The sequence below is a fragment of the Sulfitobacter sp. SH24 genome (genome assembly GCF_965641895.1).
Classification (GTDB): domain Bacteria; phylum Pseudomonadota; class Alphaproteobacteria; order Rhodobacterales; family Rhodobacteraceae; genus Sulfitobacter; species Sulfitobacter dubius.
Genome location: NZ_OZ282575.1, coordinates 1,967,962 through 1,991,174 on the forward strand (window position 1 = coordinate 1,967,962; position 23,213 = coordinate 1,991,174).

The following is a 23,213-nucleotide window of genomic DNA, read 5'->3' on the forward strand; positions in this document are numbered from 1 at the left end:
GGCAGCTACCCCAGATTGCACCCCGCCGCCGCATTGCCTAGACAGGGCCATGTTCACCACGTTTTCCAGATTGCCCGCATGAGTATCGCAGCTTTGATCGTCGCCGCAGGGCGCGGCAGCCGCGCGGGCGGTCCGCAGCCGAAACAATGGCAGGCGCTGGCGGGCGCGCGTGTGATCGACCACACCCTTGCCGCCTTTCGCGCCCTACCCCAGATCACCGAAATCGTGCTGGTGCTGCACGAAGACGACATGGATCAGGCCGAGGCGTTTGCGGCCCAAGGCGTTACCGTCACCACCGGCGGGGCGGAGCGTGCGGCCTCGGTCCAACGCGGGCTTGCGGCCATTCGGCAAGCAGAGAAGGTGTTGATCCATGACGCCGCGCGGCCCTGCGTTTCGGCCCAGATCATTGCTGGCGTGATTGATGCGCTCGACCAATATCAAGCCGCCGCCCCCGGACTACCGGTCACCGATGCGCTTTGGCAGGGCAACGAAGGCCACGTCACCGGCACCCAGGACCGCAGCGCCCTTTTCGCCGCGCAGACGCCTCAGGGCTTTGACCTTGTCGCGATCCGCGCGGCCCATGCCGCCTATGACGGCCAAGCGGCGGATGATGTCGAAGTCGCCCGCGCCGCTGGCCTGACCGTTGCCATCACCCAAGGCAGCGCCGATAACCTGAAAATCACCCGGCCCGAGGATTTCGCCCGCGCCGCCCGCATATTGGAGACCCGCATGGACATTCGCACCGGCAACGGATTTGACGTGCACGCTTTCGGCCCCGGAGATCATGTGACCCTCTGTGGCATCGACATCCCGCATACCCATGGGCTGGTCGGCCATTCCGACGCCGATGTCGCGCTGCACACGGTGACCGACGCGATCTATGGCGCGTTGGCGCGCGGCGATATCGGCCAGCATTTCCCGCCGAGTGATCCGCAGTGGAAAGGCGCGCGCAGCGATATTTTCCTGGGCCATGCGGCACAGCTCGCCCGCGATATGGGGTTCACCTTGACCCATGTCGATTGCACGCTGATCTGCGAGACGCCGAAGATCGGCCCTTATGTCGAGCCGATGCGCGCCGCGATGGCCGAGATGCTGGGGATTGAGATCGACCGCGTATCCGTCAAAGCGACCACGAGCGAGCGCCTCGGCTTTACCGGACGCGGCGAAGGCATTGCCTGTATGGCCACAGCAACATTGGTGAAAACATGACCCCTGCTCATCTGATCGCGACGCTTCTCGGCGTCGGCCATATCCGCCCCGCCCCGGGCACTTGGGGGTCACTCATCGCCCTGCCCTACGCGTGGCTTTTGCATGTGATGGGGGGCTTTCCGCTGCTTGCGGTTGGGATCCTCGTGTCGATCCCTTTGGGCTGGTGGGCAACCGCGCGCTATACGGCAGGCGGGCCGGATCATGATCCCGGTGAGGTGGTCATCGACGAATTGGTCGGCCAATGGATCGCGCTCTTGCCGCTGTCCTATGCCGCATGGTCGATGCAGATCCCAATCCTTGCCATGTGGCCCGGCTGGATCGCCGCTTTTGCGCTGTTCCGGCTGTTTGATATTACCAAACCGTTGATCATCGGCTGGGCCGACCGTCAGGGCGGGCCATGGGGCGTGATGCTAGACGATATCTTTGCCGGGATTTTCGCAGCACTTGGCGTCATGGCGCTGGCCGCGCTTTATCACGGGGTGCTGTAAATGACCCTTGCCGCGCAACTGTTGGAAAAAGCGCATGAAACCGGTGCGATGGTCGCCTGTGCAGAGAGTTGCACGGGCGGGATGCTGGCCGCGGCACTGACCGATTTGCCGGGGTCTTCGGCCCTACTGGATCGCGGCTTTGTCACCTATACCAATGCAGCGAAAATGGCGATGTTGGGCGTGTCGGAGGCGACGCTGGCGCAGTGGGGCGCGGTGTCTGAACAGGTGGCCGAAGAGATGGCGGCGGGTGCATTGGAGCGTTCTGAGGCGCAGATCGCGGTGTCGATCACCGGCATCGCAGGCCCCGGCGGATCAGAGCATAAGCCCGAAGGCCGGGTCTGTTTCGGCCTTGCAACGTCGGCGGGGGTCCAGACGGAAACGATTGAGTTCGGCGCGAAGGGCCGCGACGCGGTACGTCTGGCGGCCCGTGACCATGCGCTTGGCCTGTTGCTGCGAGGCTTCGCGGCGCTTTAACCTTGGGGGCCGTAAAGCTCTTTCGCACGGTTCTCGAAGGCCCGTACGATCCGCTGCATCGCTTCGTTGAAAACCACGCCGATGACCTTTTGTAGGATCGCGTTGCGGAATTCAAAATCGACAAAGAAATGCACCTGACAGCCTTCGAGGTTATCCTCAAAATGCCAGTTTGATTTCATATACTTGAACGGCCCATCCAAATATTCGGTGTCGATCTTCTTGGCCTCGGGCCAAAGCACCACACGGCTGGTGAAGCGCTCCCGAAACACTTTGAAAGAGATCACCAGATCGGCCTCCATTACCCGGTGATCGCCACGGTCTTCGTCGCTGCGAATACGCGCGGCAGCGGTCCATGGCAGAAATTCAGGATAGCGGGCCACATCGGCAACCAGATCATACATCTGTTGCGCGCTATAGGGCAATTGGCGGGTCTCAGAATGGGTGGGCATTGCGTTCCGTTGCGTTGCGAGTTACCTCCTATCTCACTGTTCGACCCCGCAAATTCAAGGGCAAAACCATGGCACAACGGCCTTACGTCATCGATGAAATGATCTCGGCCAAGGCCATCGCGGCCCGGATCGAGACTCTCTGCCGCGAAATTCACGACGAGTTTGACGGCACTGACAAACTGGTCGTGGTCGGCCTGTTGCGCGGCTCCTTCGTGTTCATCGCCGATCTGGTGCGCGAGTTGGACCTGCCGATCGAAGTCGATTTCCTCGAAGCCTCCAGCTATGGTGACGGCATGGAGAGCAGCCGAGAAGTACGCATTCTCAAAGACTTGCGCGGTGCCATCGAAGGGCGCGACGTGCTGGTCGTCGAAGATATTGTCGACACGGGCCACACGCTGCACCATGTCACCAACCTGCTACGCTCGCGCGAACCAGCCCGGTTGAAGTCCATCGCCCTGCTCGACAAACCCACCCGGCGCGAAGTGGATTTGAAAGCGGATTGGACCGGTTTTGAAATCCCGGACGAATTCGTCGTGGGCTACGGCATCGACTTTGCCCAACGCAACCGCAACCTGCCTTTCATCGGGAAAGTTCGCTTTACGTGATGGACCCACGGTGGCTGATGCGCATGTCCCAATGGGCGCGCAATCCACCGTCCACAAAACGGGTGATCGTGGTCTTCGCGATCATCGCAGTGGCCTTGGCCATCGGCTTGATCGAATGGCTGGGCTATTGGCCCGATTGGGCCACGGCAGAGCGAATCCCCCGCCGATTCTAAGCCGAGACGCGCCGGTTATCCCGCTGATCACGTTTTTGTTTTTTGTTGCAAGCCGCGCCCATGTTACGCTGCGACAAGAAAAAGGAGATGACCATGCATTTGACCAAAAGCATTACCGCCATCGGCATCGGCGCCGCGATGATCGCGACCGCTGGATTCGCCGCCAGCCACAGTGAAAAAGCCGCCAGCGACGCCGTCAACGCGCGCCACGCGCAGATGCAACTGATCGCCTATCACACCGGGATCTTAGGCGGGATGGCCAAGGGCGAGACGGAATACAACGCCGACATGGCCACCGCTGCCGCGACCAACCTTCATGCCGCTGCAGGGTTTGCGCCAGACACACTATGGCTTGAAGGGACAGAGCAAGGGGCTGTCGAAGGATCCCGTGCTAAGGCTGAAATCTGGAGTGATTCTGAAGGGTTCAGCGACGCCTTCATGGCGCTGGAAACCGCCAGTGCGGATATGATCGAAGCCGCAGGCACCGATCTGGACGCGCTAAAGGCCGGCATGGGTGCTGTGGGCAAAGCCTGTGGTGCCTGTCATGATGATTACCGCGGCCCAAAGAACTGATCCTTGCGCCGTGTAATTCCTGTACTGCTGGGCTGTGCCGCTCTTGGCGCGGCCCTCGGCTGGGTCGCAACCCGGCCCGATCCGCTTGAGCCGTCCTACGGCGCGGGGCTGACGCCTGAACCCGATGCGGGCGCGCTCGTCTTTGCCGCCGGGGGCTGCGTGTCATGTCATGCCGCGCCTGAGAGTGAGGGGGACGAGATGCTGGTTTTGGCCGGTGGCCTGCCCTTCCCCAGCGATTTCGGCACCTTTCACGCGCCCAACATATCACCAGACCCGACCCACGGCATCGGTGAGTGGACCCTGCCGGAATTCGCCCGCGCCGTGACGCGCGGCGTCTCGCCCGAAGGCCAGCATTACTACCCCGCCTTTCCCTATACCGCCTACCAGCATCTCGCCCCGCAGGACGTGGTTAATCTCTTTGCGTATATGCAAACCCTGCCCGCCGCAGAGGTGCCGAGCCTGCCGCATGAGGTGAGCTTTCCCTTCAATGTGCGGCGCGGCCTCGGCGCGTGGAAAATGCTGTTTTCTGACGAAGATTTCGTGCTGGCAGATGCGTCAGATGCACAGGTCGCGCGGGGGCGCTACCTTGTCGAAGGGCTGGCCCATTGTGGGGAATGTCATACGCCGCGCAACGCTCTGGGCGCGTTGGAGCGCGAGGCTTGGCTAACCGGCGCACCGAACCCCTCGGGAAAGGGCCGCATCCCCGCAATCACCCCGGCAAAGCTTGAATGGTCGGAGGCCGATCTGGTGGAATATTTCACCTCTGGCTTTACCCCGGAATATGACAGCGCGGGCGGAGAAATGGCCGAGGTGGTCAGCAATCTTGCACAACTGCCTGAGAGCGACCGCGAAGCGATTGCTGCCTACCTTAAGGCCCTGCCCGGCGGGTAACGCCAGGCACTTCTTTTTCGATCAGGCAATACCCAGTTTGCGGTTCCGCGCCTCACGCAAACGCGCGAAATCATCACCTGCGTGATAGCTGGACCGGGTCAGCGGCGTGGCCGAGACCATAAGGAAGCCCTTGCCGTAGGCCGCCTTTTCGTAGGAAGAAAACTCCTCCGGCGTGACAAAACGGTCCAGCGCGTGGTGTTTCGGCGTCGGCTGCAGGTATTGGCCAATGGTCAGGAAGTCGATGTCAGCGGCGCGCATGTCTTCCATCACCTGAATGACCGATTGCCGATCCTCACCCAGGCCCACCATGATGCCCGATTTGGTGAACATCGACGGGTCCAGTTCCTTCACCCGCTGAAGCAGGCGCAGAGAATGGAAGTAACGCGCGCCGGGGCGCACTTCGGGGTAAAGGCCGGGGACGGTTTCAAGGTTGTGGTTAAATACATCGGGCCGCGCTTCGACAACCTTTTCAAGGGCTTCGGGGCCGCAGCGGATGAAATCCGGCGTCAGGATTTCGATCGTCGTATCGGGGCTGCGGTGGCGCACGGCGCGGATGGTTTGGGCAAAATGCTCGGCTCCGCCATCTTTGATATCGTCGCGGTCGACCGAAGTGATGACAACGTGGTTCAACCCCAGTTTGGCAACCGCATCGGCCACACGGCCCGGCTCGAACACATCGAGATCCTCTGGAGGCTTACCCGTAGCGATGTTGCAGAAGGTGCAGGCGCGTGTACAAACCTCGCCCATGATCATCATTGTGGCATGACCCTGAGACCAGCATTCGCCAACATTCGGGCAGCCCGCCTCTTCGCAGACCGTGGTCAGCTTGTTGTCGCGCATAATGCGCGCGGTCTCGGCATAGCCCTTGCCGCCGGGCGCTTTGACCCTGATCCAACTCGGCTTTTTCGGCTGGGCGTTGTCAGGCTTGCGCGCCTTTTCGGGGTGGCGCTGTTCGGGTATCTTCAGATCGCGCATCGGGGGCCTCTGATCATTGTGTCGCACCCTGTTTATCATAGTCCATGGCCCGATGACCACCTACAGGATGCGCCCTCAGAACAAAGCAGCCATGCGCCAGCGACATCACCCTATTCCTCTGATTTAGCGCGTTGTTTTCTAACCGGAAAGTTACAATGCAGCTGCAGCATTGCGAGAGTTGATCAGGCACCCTATATGGGCTACCAAGCCTCAAAGAATCCAATCCGAGAAAGAGAGACGCGATGAAACCCGGTATCAATGTCCCCAATGTCACCTTCAAAACGCGCGTGCGCGACGACAGCATCGAAGGCTCCAACCCCTTCCGCTGGGAAGACAAGACCAGCGATGATTTCTTCAAGGGCAAGCGCGTTGTCCTGTTCTCCCTCCCCGGTGCCTTCACGCCGACATGCAGCACCTACCAGCTGCCCGGTTTTGAGAACAATTTTGCCGCCTTCCAAGAGCATGGCATCGACGGCATCTACTGCCTGTCGGTCAATGACAGCTTTGTCATGAACAAGTGGAAAGAGATGCAGGGCGTCCAGAACATCGACGTGATCCCAGATGGCTCGGGCGAATTTACCCGCCGCATGGGCATGTTGGTCGCCAAAGACAACCTTGGCTTCGGCGCACGCAGCTGGCGCTATGCCGCGATCGTCAACGACGGTCAGATCGAAGCTTGGTTCGAAGAGCCCGGCATCAGCGACAACCACGGCGATGACCCCTACGGCGTGTCCAGCCCTGAGAACCTGCTGGAATACCTCGAAAACCAGAAACAGACCGAAGCGGCCTAAGCCCTTTCTCTGTGATCAGATCGGGCCGCTTGGCCCGATCCCCCGCTGACCCGCCTGCGCCTAGTATCTCGCGCGCAGCTGCCCGGTCAGTCCTTCTCCTACCTCTGTCAGTGTCTCGGCCAGTTGCGCGGCCCAACCTCCGCCGGGCGTGCCCGCCCGACGTACGAGCCCGATCTGCCGTGAAGGCTCCGGCGCGCCGAAACGATGCAACCGCAAGCCCGGCGCGGCATCAAGCTCGGTCTTGGCAGCGATTTCGGGCATCAGGGTCAAGCCAAACCCCGCCTCGACCAGCCTTGATAGGGTGGCAAGGGACGAGGCCCCGGTATGGATGCCCGCCTGCGTCCGGTCGCGCTGACAGACCTCCAGCGCCTGATCGGTTAAGCAGTGGCCGTCCTCCAGCAGCATCAGCGGCGTGCGCGCTAAGTCGGTCGGGTGGGCGACCATGGTTCCGGCCATCCGCTCCGCCGATCCGGCGAGCAGGAAACGATCCTCAAATAGCGCCACTTCGGCCAGACCGCTTTCCCCCACGGGCAGCGCCATGACGGCGGCATCCAGCGAACCTGCACGCAGATCGGCCAAAAGCTGATCGGTCTGCGCCTCGCGTACTTCCACCCGCAGAGAAATATCCTGCGCGCGCAGGGCGGCCAGCACACCGGGCAGCAGGTAGGGTGCCACGGTGGGGATCAGTCCAAGGTTCAACGTGCCTGCCAGCCCAACCTGCTCGCGCGCGGTGGCCTCCAGCAATCTGGCGCGGCGCAGGATATCCTCGGCACGTGTCAGCACCTCGCGGCCCAAAGGCGTCAACACCGAGGCCCGGCTTCGACGCTCAATAAGCCGCCCGCCAAGCGTTTCTTCCAACCCCCGGACCTGCACCGAAAGAGCGGGTTGCGAGATGTTACACGCCTCCGCCGCGCGGCCAAAGTTGCCCAAAGTCGCCAGCGCACGGAAGTATTCGAGTTGTTTCAACGTAAAGTTCATAACTTTTTCCTATCGCAAATTTACAAAACTGCAATTGGAAATTATGGCCAGCATAGGTCATGTTCCTCCCAGACAATAACCGAGGGGAACCCAAGATGAGCAAGCGTCTCACGACCACCGCCGGCGCACCGATGCCGACCAATGAGACCAGCAAGACCGCGGGCAGCCGTGGCCCTGTGCTGCTGGATGACTACCAACTGATCGAGAAACTGGCTCATCAGAACCGCGAGCGGATCCCTGAGCGTGCCGTTCACGCCAAGGGCTGGGGCGCCGAAGGCACCTTCACCGTCACCCATGACATCAGCCAATATAGCTGCGCCGCGATCTTCTCCGAAGTCGGCAAAACCTGCGAAATCCTGTCGCGTTGGTCCACCGTGGCGGGCGAATTGGGCGCGGCCGATAGTGAGCGTGACGTGCGCGGATTCTCGGTGAAATTCTACACCGAAGAAGGCAACTGGGACGTTGTTGGCAACAACACCCCGATCTTCTTTGTCCGCGATGCCTATAAATTCCCGGACTTCATCCGCACCCAGAAACGCCACCCGCGCACCAACCTGCGCTCGCCCGAGGCGATGTTCGACTTCTGGGCGGCGCAGCCTGAATGCGTGCACCAGGTGACTATCCTAATGTCGGATCGCGGCATCCCGGTGAACCCGATGCATATGCACGGCTACGGCAGCCACACCTATTCGATGTGGAATGCCAAGGGTGAGCGTCACTGGGTGAAGTTCCACTTCCGCTGCCAGCAGGAAATCCGCAACCGCTCCAATGAGGACGCGGAAAAGCTGATCGGCTCGACCCGCGAGAACTTCCAAGAAGACCTCTTCAACGCGATCGAAGGCGGTGATTACCCGAAATGGGAGCTGAACATCCAAGTCATGCCCGAAGCGGAGGCTGAGACCTGTGGCTTCAACCCCTTCGACTTGACTAAAGTCTGGCCGCACGCGGATTACCCGCTGATCCCGGTCGGCATGTTGGAGTTCAACCGCAACCCCGACAACTACTTCCAGAGCATCGAGAACGCCGCCTATTCGCCGTCGAACAAAATCCCCGGCATCGGATTCTCACCGGATAAGATGTTGCAGGCGCGGGTGTTCTCCTATGCGGATGCGCACCGCTACCGTCTTGGCACGCATTACGAGGCCCTGCCCGTGAACGCGCCCAAGGCCGCGCCGATGCATCACTACCACAAGGACGGCGCGATGCGGTTCTTCCCGCAGCAGACCGGCCACCCGGACGCCTATTACGAGCCGAACCAATACGAAGGCTCGGCCCGTCCCGATCCATCGGTGCAGGAACCACCGCTGCGTATCTCGGGCGATGCGGACCGCTATGTGCAGGAAGAGGCGGATGCCGATTACATCCAGCCGCGCAAGCTTTATACCGAGGTGTTCGATCAGGCGCAGCGTGACCGTCTGCACGAGAACATGGCCGGTGCCATGGCCCCCTGTTCGGAATCGGTGAAAGAGCGCTGGTATGCGGTGCTTGAGAAAGTGCACCCCGACTATGCCGCCGGTGTGCGTGCCGCTTGTGAGAAAGACGAAGTGGCGATTTCGGTGACCGATGAGACGCCGACCAAAGTCGCTGACTAAGACGATTGGGGCGGCAGGGCATTTACCCTGCCGCCCCTTTTTATCCGATCATCGGGCCACCCGGCCCTACGGTTTCGTCGTAGTGTCGCTTGAGCCGCATGAGCGCGATCCGCAGCACGATCTTGCCGGAGCGTGCCGACCATCCGAGCCGCTTTTCCGTGGTTTCCAACCCTTCCAGATAGCAACAACAGCGCAGCACCACGTCAGACAGACCGGGGCCAAGGTCGGCCATGGCATCGGCCACCCGCTTGCGTGCCTCAGCTGCTGCCATGACGCCCGAATTATCGCCGCGCGCGGTTGGTTTTGCACCGGGGGTTAGAAAATTATCCCAGTTTTGCGTGATACTGCCGCCCATCTGCGCCAATTCAAAATCCTCACGCAGCCGTTCGCCTGCGAGCACCATTCCCTGCTCCAAGAAAAGCGTACCAGATTTGTCGCGGCGCCGCGCAAGCGCGGAAAGCGGGCTTTCCGATAGGCAATAGCGGCTGCGGCGCGGCTGCGCACCGGCTTTACCCTTCTCACCTGATTGATCGCAGGGCATCCCTGACAACGTGGCGCGATCCTCGGAAAAGCCGCCTGCCGATGTGTCACCCTGTTCGGCCATCATACGGCGCAATGCGCCTCGGCCCGCGCTGGTGATATGATAGCGGGTCACCCGCCCTGTGCTGCCCGGCGCAATCCAATCCTTCAGCGCCATCGCCTGCGCCACGGCACTATCGACGACGGCAGTCCGCGCGCCGGGGCCAGTTTCTGTCTCGCGCACCACGACGGCCTTTTCCATGCCCTCAGCCACGGCCAAGACGGCGCCGGTCTCATGCAAGCGACGTAGGACGCGCAGCGCCTCGGCGGCGAACGTCATTTCATCGGGGAGTTGTGCCGAGCGCTTGTTCATTGTCACTGTCTTTCCTGCTGGGGGGCCAGCAGTACAATCCAAGCCACGCCGCACCGCGCCGAGCCTGCGCAGGGCTGCATCCACCAGCGGATCGTCGCGCCGGGTCTCGATACGGCGAATTTGTCGCATGATCGTTGAGGCATGACAGCCAGCTTGGCGTGCCAAAGCCCGGATCGGTGCGCCGGTCTCCGTATGTGCGAGGTAATGCAGGGCCCCATGCGGCACCCATCCCGGCATGACTGTCTGTTGGGTTTGGTGATGCGCCTTCAATTGACTGCCACTTCCATTTTGGCGGGTCCCCAAGCCGAGGAGTTATCCCCAGAGATGTTCACAACCTATGGATGTTTTGGTTACCCGTTCGTTAAAATCATCGCGTTTGGAGATCATTGTTTCCAAATGGTAAACAGCAAGGGAACGCGCCGCACGGCGAGAACACGCAACACGCAACACCCGGAAAGGTTGTGAAACACTTCGCTTATCGGGGTGATTCACCGCCCCTCAACCGGAGAGAGTGTAATGCAAGATCTACTGACCATGCTGACAAGACTTCATCGCCCGCGCTTGCTGATGCGCGCCGCCCGCATCGGGGCCGAAGACTATCAACGCGGCACCCATTTGCCCCGCATATTGGGGTTCGGGATCCTGCCGCGTCACGGTACCGCTTTGCTAAAGTTGATCGAGATTGAGGCCGATTTGAATACCCAGCGCAAAGCCGCAGATGCGAGTTATAGCCTGATCCGCCATGTTGATGTGTTGATCGCAATGGTGGGCGAAGCGCGTTTTCTCAAAACCACCCAAACCCCCAGCGCATGACCCGATCGCGGGGGGATTACCCCCGCCGGATTATCTTACGTAAAGCTATCGGGTTCTGCGGCTTTGCGCTCAACCACAAAGGCATCAAGGGCTTCGCGAATGCCCGGGTCCAACGCTGGTTGCTGGTAATCGGCCAGCAACTTTTCCACCCGTGCGGTGGCAAGCGCTTGTGTATCGCGCGCGCCTTCGTCTGACCATGTCTCAAAGGGTTTATAGTCCAGCAAATCCGATTTCCAAAACGCCTCGCGAAAGTTGCTCTGCGTATGGGCGCAGCCAAGGTAATGCCCCCCCGGCCCGACTTCGCGGATCGCGTCCATGGCCTGCGCGTTCTCGTCCATCTCTACCCCGCGGGCTAGGTGATGCAGTGTGCCCAGTTGATCGGCATCCATGACGAATTTCTCGAAAGAAGACACAAGCCCCCCTTCCAGCCAGCCACAGGCGTGCAGCATGAAGTTCACCCCAGACAGCAGCCCCATGTTCAGACTGTTGGAGGTCTCATAGGCCGCCTGCGCATCGGGCAGTTTCGAGCCGTTGAAAGACCCAGCGCTCCGGTACGGCAGGTTCATGCGCCGCGCCAATTGCCCAGCGCCATAGGTGATATGCGCAGCCTCCGGCGTTCCAAAGGTCGGCGCGCCGCTGTTCATGTCGATGGAGGTCACAAAAGCCCCCATAATCACAGGCGCACCGGGGCGGACCAACTGGCTATAGGCAATGCCGGCCAGTGTCTCGGCCAAGACCTGTGTCAATGTCCCGGCCACACTCACCGGTGCCATCGCCCCCCCGACGATGAAGGGCGAGATGATGCAAGCCTGATTGTTCTCGGCATAGACCTTGAGCGCGCCCATCATCACATCGTCGAATGTCATCGGCGAGTTGATGTTGATGAGCGAGGTCATCACCGTATTGTCTTGGACAAACTGCTCGCCAAAGAGCACCCCACACATATCGACACTATCCTGCGCCCGTGAGGGCTCGGTCACCGATCCCATGAAGGGTTTGTCGCTCAGCGTCATATGGGCATGCAGCATATCGAGATGGCGTTTGTTCACCGGAATGTCGGTCGGCTCGCAGACCGTCCCCCCCGAATGGTGCAGCCATTTGGACATATAGCCCAGCTTCACGAATTTTTCGAAATCCGCCATCGTTGCATAACGGCGTCCCCCGGCGGCATCACGCACGAAAGGCGGGCCATAGACCGGGGCGAGGACGAGGCTCTTGCCCCCTATGACGACATCACGCTCCCGGTTACGCGCCACTTGGGTCACCGTGGAAGGTGCCGTGGCACAAAGCTTGCGCGCCAACCCCCGGGGAATGCGGACCCGCTCCCCCTGCACATCGGCCCCGGCCTCACGCCAAAGCGCCAGCGCATCGGGGTTGTCGGGGAAGTTTACACCGATCTCTTCGAGCACCGTGTCGGCGTTATGCTCGATGATCTCGAGCGCTTCTTCGGTCAGCACTTCGAAGTTCGGGATATTGCGCTCGATATAGCGCGCCGTCTCGAAGGACACCGCCGAGCGCGCCGCCCGTCGTGCCGCTCCACCACCGCCCCGTGCCCGCCGTGCTGATTCCACCATGCTCTATTCCTTCCCGCAACTCTTGACCTGTCACTAGCCCATTCCCAGCGCCCCCTTCGCGCGGATAACGTCCCCTAGCGGCAAAAAGCGACATCGCGTGCCGCCCGCGCGCCTCCTGCGCGGATTAAACGCCGCAGGTGCCTGTCTTCAGCCCGCTTGAGACTTGCCACAGCGGCCTCTCGGGCCTAATCACACCCCCATGACAGATATCACCCATGACCGCCTTCTCATCATCGACTTCGGCAGCCAGGTTACGCAGCTTATCGCGCGTCGCCTGCGGGAGCTGAATGTCTTTTGCGAAATTCACCCGTTCAACACGGTGGACGATGCTTTCCTCAAGGAATTCGCGCCCAAGGCGGTGATCCTATCGGGTGGCCCGTCCTCTGTGTTTGCCGAAGGCGCGCCGATGCCGCCGCAGGCTGTGTTTGAACTGGGCGTGCCGATCCTTGGCATCTGCTATGGCCAGCAGGTCATGATGCACTGCCTTGGCGGTCATGTGGAGCGTGGCCACGGCACCGCCGAGTTTGGACGGGCTTTCGTAACCCCCACCGGGCAACAGCTTGAACTGCTCGAAGGCTGGTTCGCCACCGACCGTGAACAGGTCTGGATGAGCCACGGCGATCACGTGAGCAAGATCGCCCCGGGGTTCGAGGTCTACGGCACCTCCCCCAACGCGCCTTTCGCCATTACCGGCGACGTGTCGCGCAACTTCTACGCCGTGCAGTTCCACCCCGAGGTGCACCATACCCCCAACGGCCCGCGCCTTTATGAGAACTTCGTGCGTCTGGCAGGGTTCAAAGGCGACTGGACCATGAGCGCCTACCGTGAGGAAGCCATCGCCGCGATCCGCGAGCAGGTGGGCGACCAGAAGGTTATCTGCGGCCTGTCGGGTGGCGTCGACTCCTCCGTGGCCGCCGTTCTGATCCATGAGGCGATCGGCGACCAGCTGACCTGCGTCTTCGTTGACCATGGTCTGCTGCGCAAGGGTGAGGCCGAAGAGGTCGTCACCATGTTCCGCGACCATTACAACATGCCGCTGATCCACGCGGATGAGCAGGAACTGTTCTTGGGCGAGCTCGACGGTGTCTCGGACCCCGAGACCAAACGCAAGATCATCGGCAAACTCTTTATCGACGTGTTCCAGAAACACGCGAAAGACGTGGGCGATGCGACTTTCTTGGCCCAAGGCACGCTCTATCCGGATGTCATCGAAAGCGTCAGTTTCTCTGGCGGCCCCTCGGTCACAATCAAGAGCCACCACAATGTTGGGGGCCTGCCCGAAAAGATGGGCCTGAAACTTGTCGAACCGCTGCGCGAGTTGTTCAAAGACGAAGTGCGCGAGCTGGGCCGTGAACTCGGTCTGCCGCCTTCGTTCATTGGTCGCCACCCCTTCCCCGGTCCGGGCCTTGCGATCCGCTGCCCCGGTGAGATCACCCGCGAGAAGCTGGCGATCCTGCGCGAAGCCGATGCGGTCTATATCGACCAAATCCGCCGCCACGGCCTCTATGACGATATCTGGCAAGCCTTCGTAGCGATCCTGCCGGTGCGTACCGTGGGTGTGATGGGCGATGGCCGTACCTATGACTTCGCCTGCGCCCTGCGTGCGGTGACCTCTGTGGATGGGATGACGGCGGATTACTATCCCTTCTCGCATGACTTCCTTGGCGAGACCGCCACGCGGATCATCAACGAGGTGCCGGGCATCAACCGTGTCACCTATGACATCACCTCGAAACCTCCGGGCACCATCGAGTGGGAATAAACTTGAGGGTGGCCCTGACCGGCCACCTTCGCTGCGCCACCCCGGCCGAAGCGGACCGGGTGCGCGCGGGGCTTGACGCGCATCTGCGCCTCACCCGTGCCGAGCCGGGATGTTTGCGGTTCGACGTGACCCCCACCGATGATCCGCTTGTCTGGCAAGTCTCAGAGCTTTTCACCGACCGTGCCGCCTTTGACGCCCACCAAACCCGCGCTGCGGCTTCTGACTGGGCCACACTTACTGCCGGGATCACACGCGACTATCAGATCACGAGCCCTGCATGACCCCCACCTTCCGCGCCGCCCTTTGGATGATCGGGTCTATCGGCTCCTTCTCGACCATGGCCGTGGCGGGGCGCGAGCTTTCGGCGCGGTTCGATACGTTTGAGGTGATGCTCTACCGCAGTGTGATCGGCGTGATCGTCGTCGTAGCACTTGCCGGGGCCACCGGCGCATGGCGGCGGATCAACACCCGTAACTTCGGTCTACAACTTCTGCGCAACCTCGCGCATTTTACCGGGCAGAACCTATGGTTCCTGGCGGTGTCGCTAATCCCGCTGGCGCAGGTCTTCGCGCTTGAGTTCACCTCCCCGCTCTGGGTCATCGTCCTGTCGATCTTTTTGCTGGGAGAGCGGTTGACCGCGACAAGGGCGCTGGCCGGGATTATGGGGTTCATCGGCATTCTGATCGTCGCACGGCCCGATATCGGTAACTTAAACACCGGCATTCTGGCAGCGGCGGGCTGTGCCGTTTTCTTTGCGCTGACCAATGTCCTAACAAAACGGTTAACGCGCACCCAAGGGATCACTACGATCCTGTTCTACCTCACCACACTGCAACTGGTTTTCGGCCTCATCGCCGCCGGATATGACGGAGATGTCGCGCTGCCCACGGTGGAAACAGCGCCCTTCCTGCTGCTGGTCGGCGCTTGCGGCCTGCTGGCTCATTACTGCTTGACCAACGCGCTTAGCATTGCCCCTGCGACCGTGGTAGTGCCGATTGATTTTGTCCGCCTTCCGGCCATCGCGGTGGTGGGGATGTTGCTCTATGGTGAAGCGCTGGATGTCTGGGTGTTCATCGGTGCCGGGATCATCTTTGCAGGCAACTATCTCAACATCTGGTTCGAGACCCGCAAACCACACATTCAGTAATTTTGTCACAGAAATGCGCCTGACCTTAGGTCAGGAATTGACGCAAACGGCAGCAATCCGCTTAGATCATTCCAACCTGCGCCGAGGAGGATCGCCGCAGAACCTTGGGAGAGAAACATGAAATCACATTTCTTGGCACTTCCGGCGCTTCTGGCGTCGACCGCCGCCGTTCATGCGGGCGGCATTGATCGCTCTGGTCAGTCCATCAACGCCCTGTTCGAAAGCGGGCGTTATGCAGAGTTTAGCTTCGGGCATATCTCGCCCGACACATCGGGTACTTCGGTGGCTGGGCTTGGTAGCCGCGATTCTGGCAATGCGACAGAAAACTACTTGCAGTTCGGCGCAGCATACAAAGCCGATATCAACGATAAATGGTCTTATGCGATCATTTACGATCAACCGTTTGGCGCAGATGTCGATTACCCCGCCGGCACGGGCTACTACGCGGCTGGGTCACAGGCCGATCTTGACAGCCATGCGCTAACCGGGCTCATGCGCTACCGCGTGAACGACAACTTCAGCGTTCACGGCGGCCTGCGTGTGCAGTCTATCGAAGCCACAGCGGCTGTCCCCTTCGTCTCGAACTATAGCGTGACCGGTGATCGTGATATCGGTGTTGGCTATTCTGCTGGCGTTGCCTATGAGCGCCCCGACATCGCCATGCGCGTGTCCTTGACCTATAACTCCAAGATCAAGCACGACCTCGACACCAGCGAAAGCTCTGTTGCGATCGGGAGCACGTCCACAAGTACAGAGATCGAAACCCCGCAGTCGTTGAATCTAGAGTTCCAGACAGGGATCGCAGCCGATACACTTCTCTTTGGGGGCGTCCGCTGGGTCGATTGGTCTGAGTTCGACATTACTCCAAGGGATTATCGCACGCTGACTAGTGGCAACTCCCTCGTCAGCTATGACGACGATGTGTTCACCTACTCGCTGGGTGTGGGCCGCCGCCTAAATGACAACTGGTCAGTCTCGGCCTCCGTCGGTTACGAGAAATCCAACGGCGGCTTTGCTTCGAACCTCGGCCCGACCGATGGCAACAAGAGCCTTGCGCTGGCTGCCGTCTATACCCGCGACAATATGAAAATCACCACCGGCGTGCGCTACGTCAACATCGGCGACGCGCAGACCGCGATTCCGGGCTTTGCACCGGCTGCGGACTTTGAAGACAACGATGCCGTGGCCTTTGGTGTGAAAGTGGGCTTCACCTTCTGATCCACACCAGAACTGTTGAGATTACGCCGCCCGAGCCTCTCGGGCGGCGTTTTTTATGCATGCGCAACTTTCGGGTCGTGCCGATCCGTGGAACGCCCTAAACCCAAGCCATGATCTCACAGAAAACCATCCCCCCGCGCGCTTGGATCGAAATGGGCTTTCTCGCTCTGCTCTGGGGCGCATCCTTTGTCGCCGTGCGGGTGGCGCTGGATGAAATCGGGCCGCTGACCTCAGTCGCGCATCGCGTGTTCTGGGCGATGCTGGTGCTTTGGGCCGCCGTTACCGTCATGCGCTTGCCCATGCCGCGCGACCCGCGCATCTGGGCGGCCTTCCTGCTGATGGGGCTTTTGAACAACGTGATCCCATTCTCGCTGATGGCATGGGGACAGTTGCACATCCCCTCTGGCCTGACCTCGATCCTCAACGCCGCCACGGCGATCTTTGGCGTCTTGGCCGCCGCGATCTTTCTGGCGGATGAGCGGATCACCCCGCGCAAAGCGATTGGCGTCTGCCTTGGCTTTGCCGGGGTCAGCACCGCCATCGGTTTGGAAAACCTCACGAATTTCGATCTCGGCAGCCTTGCACAACTCGCCGTGCTGGGCGGGGCGATGTCTTATGCCATGGCCGGGGTCTGCGCGCGCAAATTGCTGCCGGGCCAGCCGCCGCAACTGGCCGCCGCCGGGATGCTGACAGGGGCCACGCTGATCATGCTGCCGTTGGCATGGGTGGTCGAAGGGCCGCTGACGCTCGACCTCGCTCCGGCCACGCTCATGGCCATCGCCTATTATGCGCTGGCCGCCACCGCGCTGGCCTATCTGCTCTACTACCGCGTGCTCGGCATGGCGGGCAGCAGCAACCTAATGCTGGTCACGCTGCTGGTCGCACCCGTCGCGATCCTGTTGGGCGCATGGCTGCGCGATGAGACCCTCCGCCCCGCCGCCTATAGCGGTTTCGCCCTTCTCGCACTTGGGCTTCTGGTGCTGGATGGCCGCATCTGGCGTCTGGTCAAACACTGGGGTACTCAGGGGAAACGAAGCACTTAACCTTGGTGATACATGCTCTACCCCACGGCTGACGATTGGCGCGCGGCCCCGCGCCGCAAAGTTCTGATCTTTGGCATGTCGGGTCTGGGCAAGACCCATCTGTCCAGCTTGCTGCGCGCCAGCGGCGATTGGTTTCACTACTCGATCGACTACCGCATCGGCACCCGCTATCTGGGTGAGCTGATTGCCGACAACGCCAAGGCCGAGGCGATGAAAGTGCCGTTTCTGCGCGATCTGCTGCTCAGCGACAGTATATACATCGGGTCGAACATCACCTTCGACAACCTCTCGCCCGTGGCGACATGGCTGGGCAAACCGGGCGATCCGTTGCGTGGCGGGCTGCCGATGGCGGAGTATGCCCAACGCCAAGAAGCCTTCCGCCGGGCCGAGATCAGCGCCCTTCAAGACACCGCCTATTTCGCCACCCGCGCCGAAGCGCTCTATGGCTATCCGCATTTCATCTGCGACACTGGTGGGTCGATCTGCGAATGGGTCGACCCCGAAGACCCAAACGACCCGCTGTTGCAGCAATTGGCCGACGAATGTCTGCTGGTCTGGATCAAAGGCGATAAGGCCCATACCGAGGAACTCATCCGCCGCTTTGACAAAGCGCCCAAGCCGATGGCCTATCAGCCCGAATTCCTCGCCCGTGCATGGGCCGACTATCTGACCGAAAAGAACATAACCGAAGACGCGGTGAACCCCGACGATTTCATCCGCTGGACCTATGCCGCCGCCCTGTCGCACCGCCAACCGCGCTATGAGGCGATGTCGAAATGGGGCGTCACGATCACCCCCGCCGACATCGACGCACTGAACGCTCCCGAAGACTTTACCGATCTCATCGCCCGCCACCTGCCCGCGGGCGGTTGAACCCGCCCTGTCCAAGATTATCTGACTGCTCTGGCTACCCCTGAAAGACCTGTCTCATGCCCATCAAGATCCCCTCCCGCCTGCCCGCCTTCGACGTTCTGCGCAACGAAGGGGTCATGGTGCTGGACGAGGAACTGGCATCGCGGCAAGACATCCGCCCCCTGCGCATCGCCCTGCTGAACCTGATGCCCAAGAAAATCCAGACAGAGAACCAGTTCGCCCGGCTGATCGGTGCCACCCCCTTGCAGATCGAACTGAGCCTCATCCGCATGTCCGATCACCAAGCCCGCAATACGGCAGCAGAGCATATGGAGAGCTTCTATCGCCCCTTCGAGGAAATGAAGGCCGAGAAATTCGACGGGCTCATCATCACCGGCGCACCGATTGAACATCTGGAGTTCGACGAAGTGACCTATTGGGACGAGCTGCGCGAGGTGATGGAATGGACCCAGACCAACATCCACTCCACCTTTGGCGTCTGTTGGGGCGGCATGGCGATGATCAACCATTTTCATGGGGTCAAGAAACACATCCTGCCCGAGAAAGCCTTCGGCTGTTTCCGGCACCGAAACCTCGCGCCCGCCTCGCCCTATCTGCGCGGGTTTTCGGATGATTGCACCGTGCCCGTCTCCCGCTGGACCGAGATGCGGCAGGACGAAGTGAACAGGCACGCGGGCCTCACCACGCTTCTGGGCAGTGATGAGGTCGGCCCCTGCCTGATCGAAGACCCCGCGCACCGGGCGCTCTATGTCTTTAACCATTTCGAATACGACCGCGACACGCTCAAGCAAGAGTATGACCGTGATGTCGAGAATGGCGTGCCGATCAACGTGCCTTGCAACTACTACCCCGAGGATGACCCCTCGCGCACCCCGGTGAACCGCTGGCGCAGCCACGCGCATCTACTTTATGGCAATTGGATCAACGAGATATACCAAACCACCCCCTTTGATATGAATGAGATTGGCCATTAAACTGCTGCTTGCCCTCCTCCTTGGGCTGGCGCTGCTCACCGCGCTTGTCCAATGGCGTGCCGCGCGGCATGAGGCGCGGGCCGAGGCCAGCCATCCGCCCGAGGGTGAGATCATGGAGGTGGATGGCCTGCCGGTCCATGCCAAGGTCATCGGCAACGGGCCTGATCTGGTGCTGATCCACGGGGCCAGCGGCAACCTGCGTGATTTCACCATGGGGTTCGCGGAACGGCTAAGCGACCGCTACCGCGTCATTATGTTCGACCGGCCCGGCATGGGCTATACCGCCCGCCTGCCCGGCGCACGCGGCGCGTGGAACCCGCTGGGGGAATCGCCCCAAGAACAGGCCGCGCTGCTGCAAAAGGCCGCTGATCAACTGGGCGTCGAAAACCCCATCGTGCTGGGCCATTCCTTTGGCGGAGCCGTGGCGCTGGCTTGGGGGCTTCAGCGCCCCAAGGACACTGCCGCGCTGGTGCTTGTCTCTGCCGTGTCCGAGCCCTGGCCGGGCGGGCTGGGCTGGCTTTACAACGTCAGCGCCTCACGGCTTGGCGGTGCGCTCTTTATCCCTGCCGTCACCGCCTTTGTCCCCGAAAGCGTGGTGCAAAGCAGTATTGAGGCGATCTTTGCCCCGCAGCCCGCGCCCGAAGGCTATGCCGATCACATCGGCACCGGTCTGACCCTGCGCCGCAGCGCCAGCCGCGCCAACGCCCAGCAGGTCCACCAGCTTCGCCCCCATGTGGTTGAAATGGCCGCACAATATGACAGCCTGACCATGCCGGTTGAGATCATCCACGGCGATGCCGATACCATTGTACCGATGCATATCCACGCCGAGGAACTGATCAAAGACATCCCCAATGGCGTGCTGACCCGCCTGCCCGGCATGGGCCATATGCCCCATCACGCCGACGCGCAGGCGGTGGTCGACACAATCAACCGCGCCGCCACCCGTGCGGGTTTGCGTTAAGCGCCTTAACATCCCATATTGAAACAAGAACAACCCGCAAGGAGCGCCCATGGACCTGCCCTTTGACGGCGCGATCAGCGCCTTTTTTGAGAATGACGCCCCCGAGGACATTCGCCAAGCGATCCAGCGGGCCGACAAGGACGATATCCTTTCGCCCTCCTACCCGCATGACGAGCGCCTGTCGCGCAAGACCTATGAGCGCGACTACGAACGGCTCCAGATCGAAATGGTCAAACTGCAATCTTGGGTGCGCGAGACAGGCCAGCGCGTCGTCATGGTTTTTGAGGGCCGCGACGCCGCCGGGAAAGGCGGCACCATCCGCCGTATGCGCGAGAACCTCAGCCCCCGTTCTGCCCGTGTCGTCGCCCTGTCAAAACCGACTGAGACGGAACAGGGTGAGTGGTATTTCCAACGCTACATCAAACACTTGCCCACGGCGGGCGAGATGGTCTTCTATGACCGCTCTTGGTACAATCGCGGCGTGGTGGAAAAGGTTTTTGACTTCTGCACCCCCGCGCAACGTGCGCATTTCTTTGAACAAGTCACCCCGTTTGAGCAGATGCTCGTCGAAGACGGCATTCACCTGATCAAGTTCTGGCTCAACGTGGGCCGGGCCGAGCAGTTGCGCCGCATGTTGTCGCGCGAATCCGATCCGTTGAAGCAATGGAAGCTCAGCCCGATCGACGTCAAAGGTCTTGCCAAATGGGAAGAATATTCGAGCGCCATCGCCGAGACCCTGCTGCGCAGCCATACAGATGAGACCCCATGGACGGTGATCCGATCCGACGACAAGCGCCGCGCTCGTCTCGCGGCCATGCGCCACCTGCTGAACCGCTTCGACTATCCCCAGAAAGACGCCAAAGCGATTGGCAAAATCGACGATGAAATCTGCGGCGGGCCGGACATCTGGGATGCCTAAACGCGGTTATCATCACGGCAACCTGCGCCAAGCCTTGATCGACGCAGCACTTGAGTTGATTGAGCAGCGTGGCCCCACGGGCTTTACCCTCTCCGAGGCCGCCAAACGCGCGGGCGTCACCCCGGCGGCAGTCTATCGCCACTTCGAAGGCCGCGAAGACTTAATCGCCGAGGCCGCGCATCAAGGCTATGATATCTTTGCCGAATTGATGGAATTCGCCTATGAATCCGGCCAGCCCTCAGCCCTGAAAGCGTTCGAGGCCACGGGCCGCGCCTATCTGGCATTCGCACGCAAATACCCCGGCCATTACATCGCCATGTTCGAATCCGGCATCTCGGTCAACCGCACGCCGGAGCTGGCCCATGCCGCCAACCGCGCCAACGGCGTGCTGGAGCGCGCGGCATCCGACCTTAGCCAGCATATTCCGGCAGACAAACGCCCGCCAGCTTCGATGTTCTCGGCCCATATCTGGGCAATGAGCCACGGCGTGGTCGAACTTTTCGCCCGCAATTCCCCCGGTCGCGCCTCGCCCTTTCCAGCAGACGATCTGCTGGAAACCGGGATCGGGATTTACCTGCGCGGGCTGGGGTTGGTCAGCCCTGACGAGTGAGGGCGGCGGCGGCCCTTAGGCCGCCACCTTCAAGTCTTGCATCACATCCGCCGCAATCTCAAACGAGCGCAGCCGCGCCGCGTGATCGTGGATCTGCCCGGTCAAGATCAGCTCATCCGGCTGGTGCTGCGCGATCAACGCCTCTAGCTGACGTTTCACGGTCTCAGGGCTGCCCACGGCGGACACGCGCAGCGCATGATCCACCCCCTGCCGCATCCCCGCGCCAATCTCGGCGTCGATGTCACGCACCGGGGCCGGCAGCTTGCCGGGGCGGCCTGTGCGCAGACGGGCGAAGGCTTGCTGCATGGTGGTGCGCAGATAGGCACCCTCTTCATCCGTGTCGGCGGCGAATACGTTGACCGCCAGCATGAAGCGCGGCGCGGGGCAGGCCTCCGACGGTTTGAAATCACGACGGTAGATCGCCGTGGCCTCCTCCAACGCATCGGGCGCAAAATGAGAGGCAAAGGCGTAGGGCAGACCGAAATGGGCCGCCAGTTGCGCACCATAAAGCGAGGAGCCAAGGATCCAGATCGGTACATGCGTCCCCTCACCCGGATGCGCACGGACGGGCGAGCGCGGATCGGCGTCGCCCAGATAGGCCATCAACTCGGCCACATCATCGGGGAAGTGATCGCCGCCACCCATGCCGCGGCGCATGGCACGCATCACCGCCTGATCCCCACCCGGCGCACGGCCAAGGCCCAGATCAATCCGGTCGCCATGGATCGCAGCCAGCGTGCCGAACTGTTCGGCAATCGCCAAAGGCGCATGGTTGGGCAGCATGACCCCGCCTGCACCGATGCGAATATTCTGCGTATGATCCGCCACATGCCCCAGCAAAACCGATGTCGCCGCCGAAGCGATGCCCGGCATGTTGTGATGCTCTGCCATCCAGAACCGGTGATAGCCCTTGGCTTCGGCCAGTTGCGCCAAGGCGACAGAGTTGCGGATCGCCGTCGGGGTGTCGGACCCTTCCGGCACCGGGGCAAGATCAAGAACCGAATATTGCATGAATGTCTCCTGTGTTGTGCCCCATATAGGCAGCCGCCCCTAAACGCGGAACCGCGCGGGGCAGAAAAACCAACGGCTTGCCTAAAATTTCCGTCGTTCACAATGTTATGTTCTAACGTATAGCAGCTATGCACAAACGGCCCTTGCAGAGCATATGTGCCGGGCATAAGCGATGGGGACCAACAACCAGACCGCGCCAGTCAACGACAAGCCAA

The 23,213-nt window shown here is 61.1% G+C and carries 26 protein-coding genes; 20 read left to right on the forward strand and 6 right to left on the reverse strand.

What is annotated here, in order from left to right; genetic code table 11:
• Positions 1-78 precede the first annotated feature (78 nt).
• The 3 genes from ACSQ16_RS12260 to ACSQ16_RS12270 are packed head-to-tail and all read left to right on the forward strand — an operon-like array spanning position 79 to position 2,171.
• On the forward strand, positions 79-1,209 hold the full coding sequence (locus ACSQ16_RS12260; protein ID WP_243262998.1) for a bifunctional 2-C-methyl-D-erythritol 4-phosphate cytidylyltransferase/2-C-methyl-D-erythritol 2,4-cyclodiphosphate synthase: 1,131 nt from the start codon (positions 79-81) through the stop codon (positions 1,207-1,209).
• Positions 1,206-1,697 (forward strand): phosphatidylglycerophosphatase A family protein, encoded by a 492-nt coding sequence (locus ACSQ16_RS12265; protein WP_243262997.1) that lies wholly within the window; start codon positions 1,206-1,208, stop codon positions 1,695-1,697. Before ACSQ16_RS12260 ends, ACSQ16_RS12265 begins: the two co-directional genes overlap by 4 nt.
• The gene (locus ACSQ16_RS12270; protein WP_243262996.1) at positions 1,698-2,171 is read left to right on the forward strand and encodes a CinA family protein; all 474 of its coding nucleotides are present in this window, start codon (positions 1,698-1,700) and stop codon (positions 2,169-2,171) included.
• Here ACSQ16_RS12270 and ACSQ16_RS12275 read toward each other — a convergent pair.
• A complete protein-coding gene (locus tag ACSQ16_RS12275; RefSeq protein WP_243262995.1) occupies positions 2,168-2,620 on the reverse strand; it encodes a type II toxin-antitoxin system RatA family toxin in 453 nt (150 codons plus the stop codon). The genes ACSQ16_RS12270 and ACSQ16_RS12275 overlap by 4 nt on opposite strands.
• Positions 2,621-2,688: 68 nt before the next feature.
• On the opposite strand from ACSQ16_RS12275, the gene hpt reads away from it, so the two are divergent.
• From hpt to ACSQ16_RS12295, 4 genes are all read left to right on the forward strand, one after another.
• The gene (gene hpt / locus ACSQ16_RS12280) at positions 2,689-3,225 is read left to right on the forward strand and encodes a hypoxanthine phosphoribosyltransferase (RefSeq protein ID WP_093926363.1); all 537 of its coding nucleotides are present in this window, start codon (positions 2,689-2,691) and stop codon (positions 3,223-3,225) included.
• Positions 3,222-3,398, forward strand: a complete 177-nt coding sequence (locus ACSQ16_RS12285; protein WP_167360183.1) for a hypothetical protein — start codon at positions 3,222-3,224, stop codon at positions 3,396-3,398. The genes hpt and ACSQ16_RS12285 overlap by 4 nt, the downstream gene beginning before the upstream one ends.
• Before the next feature lie 93 nt (positions 3,399-3,491).
• Entirely contained in the window at positions 3,492-3,971 is a 480-nt protein-coding gene (locus tag ACSQ16_RS12290) for a c-type cytochrome (RefSeq protein WP_243262994.1), read from the forward strand.
• A 3-nt stretch (positions 3,972-3,974) separates the two neighbouring features.
• Entirely contained in the window at positions 3,975-4,862 is an 888-nt protein-coding gene (locus ACSQ16_RS12295; protein WP_243262993.1) for a c-type cytochrome, read from the forward strand.
• Positions 4,863-4,883: 21 nt separating this feature from the next.
• On the opposite strand, the gene lipA is transcribed toward ACSQ16_RS12295, so the two are convergent.
• Positions 4,884-5,837, reverse strand: coding sequence for a lipoyl synthase (gene lipA / locus ACSQ16_RS12300; RefSeq protein WP_243262992.1), 954 nt, complete (start codon positions 5,835-5,837; stop codon positions 4,884-4,886).
• Between the two features lie 242 nt (positions 5,838-6,079).
• Here lipA and ACSQ16_RS12305 point away from each other — a divergent pair, with 242 nt between their 5' ends.
• Complete coding sequence (locus ACSQ16_RS12305) at positions 6,080-6,628, forward strand: peroxiredoxin (RefSeq protein ID WP_243262991.1); 549 nt, start codon at positions 6,080-6,082, stop codon at positions 6,626-6,628.
• Between the two features lie 60 nt (positions 6,629-6,688).
• Here ACSQ16_RS12305 and ACSQ16_RS12310 read toward each other — a convergent pair whose 3' ends face one another.
• Positions 6,689-7,606 carry a hydrogen peroxide-inducible genes activator gene (locus tag ACSQ16_RS12310; RefSeq protein ID WP_243262990.1) on the reverse strand — a complete coding sequence of 306 codons (918 nt, stop codon included), beginning with the start codon at positions 7,604-7,606 and terminating at the stop codon, positions 6,689-6,691.
• Between the two features lie 95 nt (positions 7,607-7,701).
• Here ACSQ16_RS12310 and ACSQ16_RS12315 point away from each other — a divergent pair, with 95 nt between their 5' ends.
• The gene (locus ACSQ16_RS12315) at positions 7,702-9,198 is read left to right on the forward strand and encodes a catalase (RefSeq protein ID WP_243262989.1); all 1,497 of its coding nucleotides are present in this window, start codon (positions 7,702-7,704) and stop codon (positions 9,196-9,198) included.
• A gap of 40 nt (positions 9,199-9,238) precedes the next feature.
• Here the strand turns inward: ACSQ16_RS12315 and ACSQ16_RS12320 are convergent, their stop codons facing one another.
• Positions 9,239-10,327: a DUF6456 domain-containing protein gene (locus ACSQ16_RS12320; RefSeq protein WP_243262988.1), complete on the reverse strand. Its 1,089-nt coding sequence runs from the start codon at positions 10,325-10,327 to the stop codon at positions 9,239-9,241.
• A 279-nt stretch (positions 10,328-10,606) separates the two neighbouring features.
• On the opposite strand from ACSQ16_RS12320, the gene ACSQ16_RS12325 reads away from it, so the two are divergent.
• Complete coding sequence (locus ACSQ16_RS12325; RefSeq protein ID WP_243262987.1) at positions 10,607-10,903, forward strand: DUF6477 family protein; 297 nt, start codon at positions 10,607-10,609, stop codon at positions 10,901-10,903.
• A 35-nt stretch (positions 10,904-10,938) separates the two neighbouring features.
• Here the strand turns inward: ACSQ16_RS12325 and ACSQ16_RS12330 are convergent, their stop codons facing one another.
• Positions 10,939-12,477: a trimethylamine methyltransferase family protein gene (locus ACSQ16_RS12330; protein ID WP_243262986.1), complete on the reverse strand. Its 1,539-nt coding sequence runs from the start codon at positions 12,475-12,477 to the stop codon at positions 10,939-10,941.
• A gap of 199 nt (positions 12,478-12,676) precedes the next feature.
• Between ACSQ16_RS12330 and guaA the strand changes: the two genes are divergently transcribed.
• From guaA to ACSQ16_RS12380, 10 genes are all read left to right on the forward strand, one after another.
• The gene (gene guaA, locus ACSQ16_RS12335; RefSeq protein ID WP_243262985.1) at positions 12,677-14,239 is read left to right on the forward strand and encodes a glutamine-hydrolyzing GMP synthase; all 1,563 of its coding nucleotides are present in this window, start codon (positions 12,677-12,679) and stop codon (positions 14,237-14,239) included.
• 8 nt (positions 14,240-14,247) lie between these two features.
• The gene (locus tag ACSQ16_RS12340) at positions 14,248-14,520 is read left to right on the forward strand and encodes a putative quinol monooxygenase (protein WP_243263151.1); all 273 of its coding nucleotides are present in this window, start codon (positions 14,248-14,250) and stop codon (positions 14,518-14,520) included.
• The gene (locus tag ACSQ16_RS12345) at positions 14,517-15,386 is read left to right on the forward strand and encodes a DMT family transporter (RefSeq protein ID WP_243262984.1); all 870 of its coding nucleotides are present in this window, start codon (positions 14,517-14,519) and stop codon (positions 15,384-15,386) included. Before ACSQ16_RS12340 ends, ACSQ16_RS12345 begins: the two co-directional genes overlap by 4 nt.
• A 117-nt stretch (positions 15,387-15,503) precedes the next feature.
• Positions 15,504-16,604 (forward strand): OmpP1/FadL family transporter, encoded by a 1,101-nt coding sequence (locus tag ACSQ16_RS12350; RefSeq protein ID WP_243262983.1) that lies wholly within the window; start codon positions 15,504-15,506, stop codon positions 16,602-16,604.
• A 110-nt stretch (positions 16,605-16,714) separates the two neighbouring features.
• Positions 16,715-17,647, forward strand: coding sequence for a DMT family transporter (locus ACSQ16_RS12355; protein ID WP_243262982.1), 933 nt, complete (start codon positions 16,715-16,717; stop codon positions 17,645-17,647).
• A gap of 12 nt (positions 17,648-17,659) precedes the next feature.
• A complete protein-coding gene (locus ACSQ16_RS12360) occupies positions 17,660-18,520 on the forward strand; it encodes an ATPase (protein ID WP_243262981.1) in 861 nt (286 codons plus the stop codon).
• Positions 18,521-18,576: 56 nt separating this feature from the next.
• Entirely contained in the window at positions 18,577-19,494 is a 918-nt protein-coding gene (metA, locus tag ACSQ16_RS12365) for a homoserine O-acetyltransferase MetA (RefSeq protein WP_243262980.1), read from the forward strand.
• Positions 19,478-20,458: an alpha/beta fold hydrolase gene (locus tag ACSQ16_RS12370; protein WP_243262979.1), complete on the forward strand. Its 981-nt coding sequence runs from the start codon at positions 19,478-19,480 to the stop codon at positions 20,456-20,458. Before metA ends, ACSQ16_RS12370 begins: the two co-directional genes overlap by 17 nt.
• 49 nt (positions 20,459-20,507) lie before the next feature.
• Positions 20,508-21,377, forward strand: coding sequence for a polyphosphate kinase 2 (ppk2, locus tag ACSQ16_RS12375; protein WP_243262978.1), 870 nt, complete (start codon positions 20,508-20,510; stop codon positions 21,375-21,377).
• On the forward strand, positions 21,370-21,987 hold the full coding sequence (locus ACSQ16_RS12380; protein ID WP_067629863.1) for a TetR/AcrR family transcriptional regulator: 618 nt from the start codon (positions 21,370-21,372) through the stop codon (positions 21,985-21,987). The genes ppk2 and ACSQ16_RS12380 overlap by 8 nt, the downstream gene beginning before the upstream one ends.
• 15 nt (positions 21,988-22,002) lie before the next feature.
• Here ACSQ16_RS12380 and ACSQ16_RS12385 read toward each other — a convergent pair whose 3' ends face one another.
• Positions 22,003-22,998, reverse strand: coding sequence for an LLM class flavin-dependent oxidoreductase (locus tag ACSQ16_RS12385; RefSeq protein WP_243262977.1), 996 nt, complete (start codon positions 22,996-22,998; stop codon positions 22,003-22,005).
• Between the last annotated feature and the right edge of the window lie 215 nt (positions 22,999-23,213).

Coding starts and splice junctions, on each gene's coding strand:
- ppk2 (WP_243262978.1), top strand. CDS start 20,508: ATGGACCTGCCCTTTGACGGCGCGATCAGCGCCTTTTTTGAGAATGAC.
- ACSQ16_RS12385 (WP_243262977.1), bottom strand. CDS start 22,998: ATGCAATATTCGGTTCTTGATCTTGCCCCGGTGCCGGAAGGGTCCGAC.
- ACSQ16_RS12350 (WP_243262983.1), top strand. CDS start 15,504: ATGAAATCACATTTCTTGGCACTTCCGGCGCTTCTGGCGTCGACCGCC.
- ACSQ16_RS12305 (WP_243262991.1), top strand. CDS start 6,080: ATGAAACCCGGTATCAATGTCCCCAATGTCACCTTCAAAACGCGCGTG.
- guaA (WP_243262985.1), top strand. CDS start 12,677: ATGACAGATATCACCCATGACCGCCTTCTCATCATCGACTTCGGCAGC.
- ACSQ16_RS12330 (WP_243262986.1), bottom strand. CDS start 12,477: ATGGTGGAATCAGCACGGCGGGCACGGGGCGGTGGTGGAGCGGCACGA.
- ACSQ16_RS12360 (WP_243262981.1), top strand. CDS start 17,660: ATGCTCTACCCCACGGCTGACGATTGGCGCGCGGCCCCGCGCCGCAAA.
- ACSQ16_RS12355 (WP_243262982.1), top strand. CDS start 16,715: ATGATCTCACAGAAAACCATCCCCCCGCGCGCTTGGATCGAAATGGGC.
- ACSQ16_RS12380 (WP_067629863.1), top strand. CDS start 21,370: ATGCCTAAACGCGGTTATCATCACGGCAACCTGCGCCAAGCCTTGATC.
- ACSQ16_RS12345 (WP_243262984.1), top strand. CDS start 14,517: ATGACCCCCACCTTCCGCGCCGCCCTTTGGATGATCGGGTCTATCGGC.
- lipA (WP_243262992.1), bottom strand. CDS start 5,837: ATGCGCGATCTGAAGATACCCGAACAGCGCCACCCCGAAAAGGCGCGC.
- ACSQ16_RS12315 (WP_243262989.1), top strand. CDS start 7,702: ATGAGCAAGCGTCTCACGACCACCGCCGGCGCACCGATGCCGACCAAT.
- hpt (WP_093926363.1), top strand. CDS start 2,689: ATGGCACAACGGCCTTACGTCATCGATGAAATGATCTCGGCCAAGGCC.
- ACSQ16_RS12260 (WP_243262998.1), top strand. CDS start 79: ATGAGTATCGCAGCTTTGATCGTCGCCGCAGGGCGCGGCAGCCGCGCG.
- ACSQ16_RS12275 (WP_243262995.1), bottom strand. CDS start 2,620: ATGCCCACCCATTCTGAGACCCGCCAATTGCCCTATAGCGCGCAACAG.
- ACSQ16_RS12320 (WP_243262988.1), bottom strand. CDS start 10,327: ATGCCGGGATGGGTGCCGCATGGGGCCCTGCATTACCTCGCACATACG.
- ACSQ16_RS12265 (WP_243262997.1), top strand. CDS start 1,206: ATGACCCCTGCTCATCTGATCGCGACGCTTCTCGGCGTCGGCCATATC.
- ACSQ16_RS12370 (WP_243262979.1), top strand. CDS start 19,478: ATGAGATTGGCCATTAAACTGCTGCTTGCCCTCCTCCTTGGGCTGGCG.
- ACSQ16_RS12290 (WP_243262994.1), top strand. CDS start 3,492: ATGCATTTGACCAAAAGCATTACCGCCATCGGCATCGGCGCCGCGATG.
- ACSQ16_RS12270 (WP_243262996.1), top strand. CDS start 1,698: ATGACCCTTGCCGCGCAACTGTTGGAAAAAGCGCATGAAACCGGTGCG.
- ACSQ16_RS12310 (WP_243262990.1), bottom strand. CDS start 7,606: ATGAACTTTACGTTGAAACAACTCGAATACTTCCGTGCGCTGGCGACT.
- ACSQ16_RS12325 (WP_243262987.1), top strand. CDS start 10,607: ATGCAAGATCTACTGACCATGCTGACAAGACTTCATCGCCCGCGCTTG.
- metA (WP_243262980.1), top strand. CDS start 18,577: ATGCCCATCAAGATCCCCTCCCGCCTGCCCGCCTTCGACGTTCTGCGC.